The organism is Arthrobacter silviterrae (assembly GCF_011045165.1).
Lineage (GTDB): Bacteria > Actinomycetota > Actinomycetes > Actinomycetales > Micrococcaceae > Specibacter > Specibacter silviterrae.
This window is the reverse complement of record NZ_JAAKZI010000012.1, coordinates 81,444-93,045: the sequence shown is the minus strand read 5'-3', so window position 1 is coordinate 93,045 and position 11,602 is coordinate 81,444. Positions and strand designations below refer to the sequence as shown.

Below are 11,602 nucleotides of genomic sequence, written 5' to 3'. Positions count from 1 at the left end.
GCGGATCTCGGCGCGCATCCGCTGTCTCGGCGTTGCGCACGGAATGCCCGCAGGGGGAGTACCGTAGTGGGAGACGGTTTGCGAATTAGGCCGCCGAATCGACTTATCGCATGCAATGGCTAATCTTGGCCTCCAAGAGACCGAATTGCTGCAGAGGTCACGAAATGCCTGCAAAATATGCGTCCCATGATATAAAAGTGTTATGACTCAAGTGGCTGCAGAAACCGTTGGTGTATTGGTCCGCGACGCCCGGAACGACAAAGGCTGGACCCAGCTGGAACTCGCGGCGCAACTGGGCACCAGCCAGAGCGCGGTGGCACGGATGGAACAGGGCAAGCAAAACCTTAGCCTGAAGATGATCCAGCGCATGGAATCCCTGCTGGGACGCAACATTGTCAACGTGGGCAATTCACCCAAAAATGTGGTGACCCACCTGCGCGTGCACGGCGGCCGCGAGCTCTCCGGCAGCGTGGATGTCAACTCCAGCAAGAACGCCGGAGTGGCCCTGTTGTGTGCCAGCCTGATCAACCGCGGCACCACCACTTTGCGCCGGCTGGCCCGCATTGAGGAGGTCAACCGCATTGTTGAGCTGCTCACCAGCATTGGCGTCGAGTGCAAGTGGCTCAATGCCACCGACCTTCAGATCCGCCGCCCCAAAGTGCTGGACCTGGGCTCCATGGACGTGGAGGCGGCCAAGCGCACCCGCTCCGTCATCATGCTGCTGGGCCCCCTGCTGGACCAGCAGGACATTTACCGCATCCCCTACGCCGGCGGCTGCGACCTGGGTACCCGCACGGTGGAGCCCCACATGCAGGCCCTGCGCGAATTTGGCCTGGCCGTCACCGCGCACAACGGTTTCTACCAGGTGCAGGCCCCGCTCAGCGACACCACCGACCGCACCTTTGTGCTGACCGAGCGCGGGGACACCGTTACCGAAAACGCCATCATGGCCGCCGCGCACCGCGAGGGCACCACCGTGATTCGCAACGCCAGCCCCAACTACATGGTCCAGGACCTTTGCTTTTACCTGCAGGGGCTGGGCGTGCACGTAGAAGGCGTGGGCTCCACCACGCTGACCATCCGCGGCCGGGCCCGCATCGACGTGGACATTGAATACTTCCCGTCTGAGGACCCCATTGAGGCCATGAGCCTGATCACCGCCGGCATCGTGACCAAGTCCGAAGTCACCGTGCGCCGCGTGCCCATTGAGTTCATGGAAATTGAGCTCAAGGTGCTGGAGCAGATGGGCTTCCACTACCGCAAGTCCGCCGAATACACGGCCCGCAACGGCAAGACCCGCCTGGTGGACATCACCACCCTGCCCTCTGAGCTGCACGCCGCACCGGACAAGATCCACCCCATGCCGTTCCCGGGCCTGAACATCGACAACCTGCCCTTCTTCGCCGTCATCGCCTCCTGCGCCGAGGGCACCACGCTCATCCACGACTGGGTGTACGAGAACCGCGCCATCTACCTGACCGAGCTGAACCGGCTTGGCGCCGGCGTGCGGCTGCTGGATCCGCACCGCATTGACATCAAGGGCCCCACCGCGTGGCGCTCGGCGGAGATCGGCTGCCCGCCGGCCCTCCGCCCCGCCGCCTGCATCCTGCTGGCCATGCTTGCCGCGAAGGGAACGTCGGAGTTGCGCAACATCTACGTGATCGAGCGCGGCTATGAGGACCTGGCCGAGCGCCTGAACACCGTTGGCGCCGAAATCGAATACTTCCAGGACTAAGTCCAAGCACGACGGCGGCCGGTCACCTTTCGCGCGAAAGGTCACCGGCCGCCGTCGTCCTCGAGATTGGAGATAACCACCGCCTCAACCGTCGAGATTGGAGATAACCACCCACCTCATCGGTGGTGATCTCCAACTTCGACGGGGGGAGGGGTGGTGATCTCCAACTTCGACGGGAGGTTAGATTGCTGCGAGGGCCCTTTCGAGGTCCTTCTTGAGGTCGCCCAGGTCCTCCAGGCCCACGGAGAGGCGCAGGAAGCCGTCGGAGAGGCCGATCGCGGCGCGCCCTTCCGGACCCATGGCGCGGTGCGTGGTGGTGGCGGGGTGGGTGATGAGGGACTTGGTGTCGCCGAGATTGTTGGAGATGTCCACAATTTCCAGGGCGTTCAGGAGCCTGAACGCGGCCTCCTTGCGGGTGCCGCCGTCGGGCTCGGCCAGCTCAAAGGTCAGCACCGTGCCGCCGGCCTTCATCTGCTTCTTCGCCAGCTCGTGCTGCGGGTGCGAGGGCAGGAAGGGGTAGATGACACGGCTGACCTGCGGCTGCGCCTCGAGGAACTCACCCAGGGCCAGGGCGCTGGCGCAGGACGCGGCCACACGGATGCCCATGGTTTCCAGGCCCTTGGTCAGCACCCAGGCGTTGAAGGCGGACAGTGCCGGGCCCGTGTGCCGCATCAGGTTCTTTACGGGGCCGTCAATGAATTCCTTCGTCCCCAGGATGGCGCCGCCCAGTACCCGGCCCTGCCCGTCAATGTGCTTGGTGCCGGAGTAGACCACGATGTCCGCGCCGAAGTCTCCGCAGCGCTGCAGCAGGGGGGTGGCGAACACGTTGTCCGCCACCACCTGGGCGCCGGCGGCGTGGGCCAGCTCGCAGACGGCCTGCACATCGATGATTTCCTGCATCGGGTTGGACGGCGACTCAAAAAACACGGCGGTGGTCGGCACCGAGAGCGCAGTGCGCCACTGCTCCAGGTCCGGGCCATCAACGAACACGGTCTCCACGCCCCAGCGCGGCAGCAGTTCGTTCAGGATGACGAAGCAGGAGCCGAACAGCGAGCGGGACGCCACCACGCGGTCACCGGCCCCCAGCAGCGCACCAAGTGCCGTGAACACGGCGGACATGCCCGACGCCGTCGCGAAGCAGGCTTCCTTGCCCTCCAGCAGCCGCAGGCGCTCCTGGAACGTGGCCACGGACGGATTGCCGTAACGGGAGTACACAAAGCGGTCCACCTCGCCGGTGAACGACTGCTCCGCGGCCTCGGCGGATTCGTACACAAAGCCGGAGTTCAGGAAGATGGCCTCAGAGGTCTCCTGGAAGTTGCTGCGGTCCAGTCCGCCCCGGACGGCCTGGGTGCTGTCGGCCCATGATGCGGCGTGCTCATTAAAGTTGCTCAATTGCGTGTCTATCCTTAGTTTTCGCAGGTGGTGCCAGGTGGTGCCAGCTTCGGGGCGGCGCGCCCAGGGCGCTTATTTCCAGGGCAGGTGGCGGTTTTTCCAGCCGTTGACAATGCGGTCGCCGTAGCTGTCCGGCACGCCCTCAAAGCCCTCCAGGACGTTGAATGCCGTGTAGCCGGCAGCCGTGGCGGCCTCGGCGGCGGCCACGGACCGCGCGCCCGAACGGCACAGAATGACCAGCGGGGTCTCCGCCGGAACCGCGGCCTGGAGCTCCGAGAGGAAAGCCGGGTTCGGGGCCCCGCTGGCCAGGTTCCACTGGATGAACACCGGCTCGGCACCCAGGGAGGAGACGTCGGGGACGCCAATGTGGGTCCATTCGCCGTCGGTGCGCACGTCCACCAGCACGGCGCCCTCGCCCAGCTTGTCCCATGCCTGGGCGGGGGCCAGGTCTCCGGCGTAGCTCACGCGATTCCCTCGCCGTCGAACTCTTCAGGGTCTTCCAGCTCCTGGACGGCATTGGCGACGGCGGCGTCGGAGGAGGCCACGGCGTGCGGCAGGACCACGGCCTGGGCGGCGATCACGGAGGTGCCGTTGAACGTCACCGACGGGCTGCCGTGCAATATGTAGCCTTCGGCCAGGGCTGCGGAGATCCGTTCACAAAAGGAACGGTCGTCGGGGCCGGTGATAAGGCGGTAGGCGAGGGGGGATTCGTCAGCGGACATGCGTGCTCCTGAGTGCAGGCGGACGTTGCTGCAAGCGCAATGTTCGTACGGCGTTTCCACACATGCAAAAGGGCACATCGGGCGTTCGCGCTTGCAACCGCGGCCGCTGATTGCCGGGTTTGCCGAGTATTCACCTGAGGCACCCCGAACGAAAAAGTGGGTTGCCGGCCAGCAAGTCAGGGCTTGGCGCTGGCGCTCATTACTCCCTTGAAAAATAACACGCGCACCCCGTGCCGTCACTAATGCAGCAGCGAAATGTGGCGCAACATGACAAAATCGGCGCCCGCACCCGGGTCCTGCCGTGCGGCACCCGTGGCAGGATGAAGCCATGACACTACGCCGCGTACTTGCCGCCCTGCGCTTCCTGCTCGGCGCGGTGACCTTGACCGCCGTGGGCATCCAGCTGGGCATCCACATCAGCCACGGCTTCAATGTGCTGAACTTCTTTAGCTACTTCACGAACCTGTCCAACATTTTTGCCGCCTGCGTGCTGCTGGTGGAGTCCGTGCTGGCCTGGCGCGGGCGCGAGCTGGGTCCGTTGTGGCAGCTGGCCCGCTGCGCCTCCGTGGTGTCCATGGCGCTGGTGGGGATTGTGTTCAGTGCCCTCCTGCGCGACGTGGACCTGGGCTCGCTGCTGCCGTGGATCAACACGTGGCTGCACTACGTGATGCCCGTGGTCGTGGTGCTGGATTGGCTGGTGCAGTCGCCGCGGCTGCCCATCGCGTTCAGGCGGCTGAGCCTGGTGCTCCTGCTGCCCGTGGTGTACCTGGCCTACTCGCTGGTACGCGGTGCAGCGATCAACTGGTACGCCTACCCGTTCCTGAACCCGGCCAACGGCGGCTACGGCACGGTGGCGCTGACGTGTGTGCTCATCGCGGTTGCGTTCCTTGCCGTCAGTGCCGTGCTGGTGGTGGCCGGCAACAAGCTCCGCCCCCTGATTGCCCCGACCGCCGTCAGTGGGTCTGTGCCAGCAGGGCGCTGAGTTCGGCCGTCAGCCTGGACCGGACGTCCGCCGTGCCCACAGCCTGTCCGTCAATGGTGTTCACCGGAGCCAGCAGCCTGATGCTGGAAATCAGCCACACGGCGTCGGCGCGGAACAGGTCCTGCGGCTCCACGGGTCCGTAGCCCAGCTCCCAGCCGGCCTCCTTCGCGGCGGCAAACAGCGCCCCCTGCGTGGTGCCGGGCAGGATGCCGCTGTCCAGGTTGGGCGTGATGAGGCGCTTGACCGGGGCGCCGCCGCGGTCCGCCAGCTGCGCCAGCAGGACGGACGACGTCGGTCCCTCCAACACGTGTCCGTCACCGCTGGTGAAGATCACGTCATCCGCGCCGTGGGAGTGGGCGTGGCGCAGGGCGGCCATGTTGACGGCGTAGGAAAGCGTCTTGGCCCCCAGCAGCAGCCACGGGGCCCGGTGGGAAATGGTGCTGTCATAGCCGCGGTCCAGCAGCAGCACATCCAGGCCCTTCTCGCGCTGCTCGGCCAGCAGCGGCGGCACGGCGGAGGCCTGCACCCATGCCGTGGTGGCGTTGGCGCCCTCCGGGCCCCGGGTGGCGATGAGCTTGATGACAATGTTGGTGTTGCCGTGTTCATCCGGGCCCTGGGGGGAGGCAGAGGCAAAGGTGGCGGCCGCCGTCGAAATGGCCCGCAGCCAGGTGCCGGCGTCGGGGATGTCCAAGTCCAGCGAGCGGGCGGAACGGGCCATCCGGTCAAGGTGTGCCTGCACCTTGCGGGGCGTGCCGTTCACGGCCAGCAGGGACTCGAAGATGCCGTCGCCGCGGGTCACGCCCTGGTCCGTGGCGAGGATCGCGGGCGTGCCGGAGTCGGCCACGCGCCCGTCGGGGAAAGCGGGGTCAAGAAACACCAAAACTGTCATGACTTGAGCATACTGGCCACCGGTTCCGCCGCCGGGCGCCTCCACCGGTAGGCTGTTCTCACTGACGCATGACATGGGGAGGCCTGCTTGATCTGGACAGTGTTTACCTTGCCCACCACCAACGCCTGGCTGTCCGCGCTCGCCGTGTTGGTGGACCTGGTGATCCGGATTGTGGTGCTCGGCGTGATCCCCGGCAACCGCCGCCCCACCACCGCCATGGCGTGGCTGCTGTGCATCTTCTTTCTGCCCTACGTGGGCCTGGTCCTGTTCCTGATGTTTGGCAATTTCCGGCTCTCCCGCCGCCGGCGCGAAACGCAGGCGGCGGTCAACATTCGGGTGGTGGAGGGGACGCGGGAGATCGCCAAACAGGTGCCGCCCTATGACGGGCCCCCGTGGATCAATTCTGCCGTGGAACTCAACCGCAACCTGGGCTCCTTCCCTGCCCTGGGCGGCAATTCCGTGCAGCTGATCCGCGGCTACCAGGAATCCCTGGACGCCATGGCTGCGGAGGTGCGCACCGCCACGGACTATGTCAACGCCGAGTTTTACATCATGAGCTCGGACAGCTCCACCGAGAACCTGTTCCGCGAACTGGAGGCTGCCGCCGCGCGCGGGGTGCGGGTGCGCGTCCTGTTCGACCACATTGGCTCGCTGCGCGTGCCCGGGTACCGGGACATGATCCGCCGGCTGAAGGCCAGCGAGATCCAGTGGCGGCGCATGTTGCCGCTGCTGCCTGTGAAGGGCCAGTGGCGCCGCCCGGACCTGCGCAACCACCGCAAGATCCTGGTGGTGGACGGCCGTGTCGGGTTTACCGGCTCCCAGAACGTCATTGAGCCGTCCTACCGCAAGAAGGCCAATGCCAAGCTGGGCCGAAAATGGGTGGAATTGATGTCGCGCCTTGAGGGGCCCATTGTGGGCACCCTCAACGTTATGTTTGCCACCGACTGGTCCAGTGAAACCGAGGAAAACCTGGAGTCCCAGCTGGCCACGCACCACTGGAACTCGTTCACGGGAGGCGTGCTGTGCCAGGTGGTGCCCAGCGGGCCGGGGTTCGTGACGGAAAACAACCTCCGCCTGTTCAACACCCTGCTGTACTCGGCGGAGGAGCGGATCACCATCTCCAGCCCGTATTTCGTGCCGGATGATTCGCTGCTGTACGCGATTACGACGGCGGCCCAGCGGGGGGTCCGCGTGGAACTGTTCGTCTCCGAAAAGGGCGACCAGTTCCTGGTCCACCACGCGCAGCGCTCCTATTACGAGGCCCTTCTCAAGGCCGGGGTGCAGATCTTCCTCTACCCCAAGCCGCTGGTGCTGCACGCCAAGCACTTCACGGTGGATTCCGACGTGGCCGTGATCGGTTCCTCCAACATGGACATGCGCAGCTTCTCGCTCAACCTCGAGGTCTCCGTCATGATGATCGACAAGGACGTGGTCCTGGCCATGCACGACGTCGAGGAGCACTACCGGGCGGTCTCCCGCCAGCTGTACCTGGACGAATGGGTGAACCGGCCCATCCTGGCCCGGTACGTGGACAACGTTGCCCGGCTGACCGCCACGTTGCAGTAACCCAGTCTCGCGGCAGTCAGCCCGGGAACGTGGCGCCCAGGGTCGACAGGACTCCGTAGGCCTTGGCCTGGATTTCCTGCCATTCGGCGTCGTCGTCGGAGTCGGCCGTGATGGCGCCGCCGATGCCCAGCGAAAGGTGCGTGCCGCCGTCGTCCGTGTCCTGCAGGACCAGGGTGCGGATGGTGACGGAGAGGTCCATGGCAGCATTGAGTGAAAAGTAGCCGATGCCGCCGGAGTAGATGCCGCGCGGGCCTGCCTCCAACCGGTCCAGTATGGCCATGGTGCTGATTTTCGGGGCTCCCGTCATGGAGCCGGCGGGAAACGCCGCAGCCAGTGCCTGCGCCCGCGAATTGCCGGGCGCCAGCTGTGCCTCGATGGTGCTGACCAGCTGGTGGACCGTGGCGTAGCTTTCCACGGCGCACAGCCGCGGGACGGTGACGGAGCCGGGGAGGGCGTAGTGCGACAGGTCGTTGCGGAGCAGGTCCACGATCATGACGTTTTCCGCCCGGTCCTTCAGCGACGATGACAGCTCCGCCTTCAGCGCAGCGTCCTCCTGCGGGCCGGCACCGCGCCGTCGGGTGCCCTTGATGGGTTCGGCGCGCATCAGCCCGGCGGAATCGATGCGCAGAAAGCGTTCCGGGGACGTGCTGCACACCGCTGTGCCGCCGAAGCGCAGGAACGCGGCAAACGGGGCAGGGTTGCGGCTGCGCAGGGCTAGGTACGCGGCCCAGCCGTCCACCCGGCCGCCGCTGTGCGCCTCGAGCTGCGTGGTCAGGCACACCTCGTAGGAATTGCCGTCACGGATTTCGCCCAGGGAGGCGGCAATCATGGCCTTGTACCGCGCCTCGCCGTCCCGGATGCTGAATGCGGGGGCTGGCGGCAAGGCAGGGGGGTCCGCCTGGTGCAGCTGCGCCAGCATGGCCCGCACCTGCGACGTCCACGAATCCGCTTCCGCGACGGAGGCGGGCAGCCCGGCGTCGGCCAGGGTCAGCAGGTACAGGCATTTTTCCTGGTGGTCCACCACCACGGCGCGCCCGGCAAACAGCAGGGCGGCCGCGGGTTGCGCGGCTGGCACGGACGACGGCGGAGCCTGGGTCCCGCTTGCTGCCCCGGGAGGCGGTGCTTCGGCTGCGCCGCCCGTTTCAGCCTTGAGCCCGTAGCCCAGGTATCCCAGCCACCCCAATGTGAACTCCGCCGGGAAGTGCTCCGGGGTGCGCACCGCCCGGCGCCCCCAGACAGAGTCCAGCCAGCGGAAGAACGGCCCGTGGATCCGGGCTGCCACCTGGCCTGCCCGGACGGTTGTCACACCATCTGCGTGGGTGGCAGTCTGGCCGAAGCTGCCGGAGGCGTCCGCCATGATGGAAAACCGGGAACGGCCTGCCGGCTGCCCGGAATCTCCGCCGCCGTCCGCGATGGAGCTGTCCAGCCACACGGCGTCGGGCGAATCCCCGAAAAGGGCGGCAAAGAGATCCGCCGCGGCGGGATGGGCAGCCACCCGTTCCGCCGAAAATGCCAGCCCGCGGCGGCGCGCCAGCTCCGGGGCCAGCAGCGCTTCCAGTGCCGGCAGCCCGGCCAGGGCCGTGAGGACACGTTCCGGGGCGGCGGCAACCCCGTTCGTGCCGTCCACCACAATGTCCGCCACGGCGGCCACCGCGTCCCCGGCCAAAAGCCTGTCCTCCTGCTCGGCCCAGCGGTCCCAGAACGGCGCGTAGGTGTCGCCGTCGCGGGCCAGGGCCCGCTGCTTTCTTTCTGCGGCAGCTGCTTCCACCCACACGACGGCGTCCAGGTACGGCCGCGCGCTGGCGTGGGCCGCCCCGACCCCTTCCACCAGCACGACGTCGGCAACAGCGGTGGTGCGGGAGTCGCCGTCGTGCTTCCCGGCCCAGTCCCACGCAGTCCACTGCGCGGGGAGGCCCCGGTGGAGGGGTTCCAGGACGGAGGAAACGTAGCTGCCCACCCCGTCCGCCAGCCCGTCCCAGCCGGGATATATGTCCTCGAGGTGGAACAGGGAGACGGTGCGGTGGCGGCGCAGCAGGGCGGCAAGTTCCAGGGCAACGGTGGTCTTGCCGGCTCCGGAGCGGCCGTCGACGGCGATGATCACCGGGCGGGGATCAGCCACGGGCGGGGCCCGTGAAAGCGGTGGTGATCCGGCAGGCATTGCTCATGGGGCCAGTCTATCGAGGGCGCGGGCGCCGCCTAGAACGGAGGGTGGCCGTGCTGCTGGATGTACTTTCGGTACCAGGGCCAGCGGACGGCGCCGATGATGACCATCCAGACGCCCAGGCCGGCAGCAATGAGGAAAATGGGGATCCCTGCTGCCAGCGCACCGGAACCCGCGCCCGCAGTGGCCACCAGTGCCACCACACCCAGGGCGATCAACACCACGCCATAGCTGATGGAACCGATGGGGTATTGGATGCCGGGCAGGCGGTAGGCGCCACCGGTGCGCCGCCGGCTCATCCACGGCATGGGTTCGCGCAGGCTGGCGGCGTCGTTGGACGGCACGGGGGCGTGGCCATAGCCGTTCGTGCTCACTTGGCAACCTCCGCCGGAAGGGCCAGCAGTTCGGCAAGGCGGGCCAGCAGGCGGTCTGTGGGGACGGCGTCGTCCCGTTCCTGTTCCCCGGGATTCTCCACCTGGGCCACATCCCACTGCCCGTTGCCGGAGGCGCGGACAAAGAGGTGGTCCTTGGGGCCCCCGATGAGCTGGGACCCGAAGTACATTGCGGACTCCGGGTGGCGTTCGAGGTTGCTGTCCATGACCTGCTTGAGCATCTGGGCGTCCCCCGCCTGCGGATCCTTGACCACCATGAACCAGGTGCTCAGTGCGGCCGGCTGCAGGAAGACCGAAACGTCGCGGGACTGAATGTACAGGGCGGCTTCCACTCCGGTGCCGTTGACCATGGCCACCTCGGTCCACCGTACGGCGGCATTGAGTGCCTGGTTAAGGATCCGGGCGCCTCCCCGCAGCTCCATCGCCTCCCCGTTGGCCACTATTTCGCCCCGGGCCAGCAGGCTTGACGCGCCAAGGGCGGCAATTTGTTCGGTCAGGACGCCGGGGCGGACCTGGAGGGCCTCCGCGTTCCTCTCCTTCAGTCCGGCGGAGCCCTGGGAAATGAGGTAAATGACCTCAGCGGCGCCATAGCCGACAACTGCCGGCGACACCGTGGCGGTGCCTTCGGCGGCGGCTGTGTTTGTCTCAGTCATCGTGTTTTCTCCCTGCAATTGAAGTGTGGGGTGCCGTGGGCGGATCAGAAGGGCCAGAGGTCTTTGGCCACCTTGGCCACGCCATGGCCAAGGTCGGAGGCTGCGTTGCCAATGGCGCCAGCCGCGTCGGAGGCCGCGTGGCCCACGGCTGTTGCGGCGTCTCCCACTGCGGAAACGGTGTTATCGACGGCGTCGTGCACAAATGGGATGTTGTCGTAGGCCAACTCGCCGACGGCCATGACGCCCGCGGCAGCACCCAAGGCAAGATCAGCCGGGGGCGGTGTGCACAGGGCGGCAATGCCCAGCCCGGTCACCACCCCGTCGTAACCGGCGCGCCCGTAGTCGCCCTTGGCAATGTCCGTGCCGACCGTCAGGACGCCAAGCACGGCACCTGCCGGGCCGAGGACCTTGCCTGCGGTTTCCAGCGGGCCCGCCAATGATCCGATTCGTCCGGCGATGGCGCTGTCGCCCATGAACTGGCTGGCGCGTTGGGCCAATGCACCCCAGTTTCCGCCGGCCACGAAATCGTCCAGGGTGCCGAACGCGCCGGCCAGGCGGGAAACCTTCAAGGCCTGCTCAAGGGTGTTGAAGCTTCCCATGAGCCGCAGTTCTGGGCCCAGCCGGAGCAGATTGCTCATGCCGCCCAGTGCCGTATACCAGCCACCCGCCGTTTCACCTGTGCCCAGTGCGCCGTTGGTGAGGATCCCGCCAAGCAATCCGGGCGGCTTGGCGCCGGGAAAGCCTGGAAAGCCTGGCAGCCCGGGGAAGCCCGGCAGCCCCGGAAACCCTGGAAACCCGGGTCCGCCCAAGCCGGACGCGGAACTGGCTTTTTCCTGCTCCTCCGCGTTGCGCAGCAGCAGGGTGGCAGCGTCGTCGAAGCCCTTGCACGCGGACGTGATGGTGGGGCGGTGGCTGGAATTCCACTGGTGCCGGAAACGGTCGGCGTCCTGCCCGTTCCAGCCGCCCGGCCGGTTGATGCGCTGTGTCAGGTCACTGCCCACGTTCCGCAGCCGCTGCGACGCGCGGGAAAATTCCTTGGCCAGCTCGCGCAGCTGTTGCGGGTCCGCGCCAAGCATTGTGTCATTCACCAAAGGTGCCTTCCCGGAAAGT

At 66.9% G+C, this 11,602-nt stretch carries 11 protein-coding genes and 1 riboswitch; of the genes, 3 read left to right on the top strand and 8 right to left on the bottom strand.

The features are described from left to right. Positions 1-202: 202 nt before the first annotated feature. Positions 203-1,735: a UDP-N-acetylglucosamine 1-carboxyvinyltransferase gene (locus G6N77_RS08930; RefSeq protein ID WP_165181681.1), complete on the top strand. Its 1,533-nt coding sequence runs from the start codon at positions 203-205 to the stop codon at positions 1,733-1,735. 180 nt (positions 1,736-1,915) lie between these two features. On the opposite strand, the gene G6N77_RS08925 is transcribed toward G6N77_RS08930, so the two are convergent. The 3 genes from G6N77_RS08925 to G6N77_RS08915 form a co-directional block, all read right to left on the bottom strand. After that, the gene (locus G6N77_RS08925) at positions 1,916-3,127 is read right to left on the bottom strand and encodes an O-succinylhomoserine sulfhydrylase (protein WP_165181680.1); all 1,212 of its coding nucleotides are present in this window, start codon (positions 3,125-3,127) and stop codon (positions 1,916-1,918) included. Positions 3,128-3,199: 72 nt separating this feature from the next. Further along, on the bottom strand, positions 3,200-3,592 hold the full coding sequence (locus G6N77_RS08920) for a rhodanese-like domain-containing protein (protein WP_165181679.1): 393 nt from the start codon (positions 3,590-3,592) through the stop codon (positions 3,200-3,202). Beyond that, a complete protein-coding gene (locus G6N77_RS08915; protein ID WP_165181678.1) occupies positions 3,589-3,849 on the bottom strand; it encodes a DUF1737 domain-containing protein in 261 nt (86 codons plus the stop codon). Before G6N77_RS08915 ends, G6N77_RS08920 begins: the two co-directional genes overlap by 4 nt. 82 nt (positions 3,850-3,931) lie before the next feature. Beyond that, positions 3,932-4,053: riboswitch (SAM riboswitch) on the bottom strand. Between the two features lie 124 nt (positions 4,054-4,177). On the opposite strand from G6N77_RS08915, the gene G6N77_RS08910 reads away from it, so the two are divergent. Next, the gene (locus G6N77_RS08910; protein ID WP_165181677.1) at positions 4,178-4,831 is read left to right on the top strand and encodes a Pr6Pr family membrane protein; all 654 of its coding nucleotides are present in this window, start codon (positions 4,178-4,180) and stop codon (positions 4,829-4,831) included. On the opposite strand, the gene G6N77_RS08905 is transcribed toward G6N77_RS08910, so the two are convergent. Continuing rightward, positions 4,803-5,720, bottom strand: a complete 918-nt coding sequence (locus G6N77_RS08905; protein WP_165181676.1) for an aminodeoxychorismate lyase — start codon at positions 5,718-5,720, stop codon at positions 4,803-4,805. The genes G6N77_RS08910 and G6N77_RS08905 overlap by 29 nt on opposite strands. 108 nt (positions 5,721-5,828) lie before the next feature. Between G6N77_RS08905 and cls the strand changes: the two genes are divergently transcribed. After that, positions 5,829-7,286 carry a cardiolipin synthase gene (gene cls, locus G6N77_RS08900; RefSeq protein WP_205678139.1) on the top strand — a complete coding sequence of 486 codons (1,458 nt, stop codon included), beginning with the start codon at positions 5,829-5,831 and terminating at the stop codon, positions 7,284-7,286. Between the two features lie 16 nt (positions 7,287-7,302). Here the strand turns inward: cls and pabB are convergent, their stop codons facing one another. The 4 genes from pabB to G6N77_RS08880 all read right to left on the bottom strand — a co-directional run bounded on the left by pabB (position 7,303) and on the right by G6N77_RS08880 (position 11,580). Next, positions 7,303-9,405, bottom strand: a complete 2,103-nt coding sequence (gene pabB, locus G6N77_RS08895; protein ID WP_262453261.1) for an aminodeoxychorismate synthase component I — start codon at positions 9,403-9,405, stop codon at positions 7,303-7,305. Between the two features lie 77 nt (positions 9,406-9,482). Further along, positions 9,483-9,821, bottom strand: a complete 339-nt coding sequence (locus tag G6N77_RS08890) for a hypothetical protein (RefSeq protein ID WP_165181674.1) — start codon at positions 9,819-9,821, stop codon at positions 9,483-9,485. After that, the gene (locus G6N77_RS08885) at positions 9,818-10,492 is read right to left on the bottom strand and encodes a hypothetical protein (RefSeq protein ID WP_165181673.1); all 675 of its coding nucleotides are present in this window, start codon (positions 10,490-10,492) and stop codon (positions 9,818-9,820) included. Before G6N77_RS08885 ends, G6N77_RS08890 begins: the two co-directional genes overlap by 4 nt. Before the next feature lie 44 nt (positions 10,493-10,536). Next, positions 10,537-11,580, bottom strand: a complete 1,044-nt coding sequence (locus tag G6N77_RS08880) for a WXG100 family type VII secretion target (RefSeq protein ID WP_165181672.1) — start codon at positions 11,578-11,580, stop codon at positions 10,537-10,539. Positions 11,581-11,602: the final 22 nt, after the last annotated feature.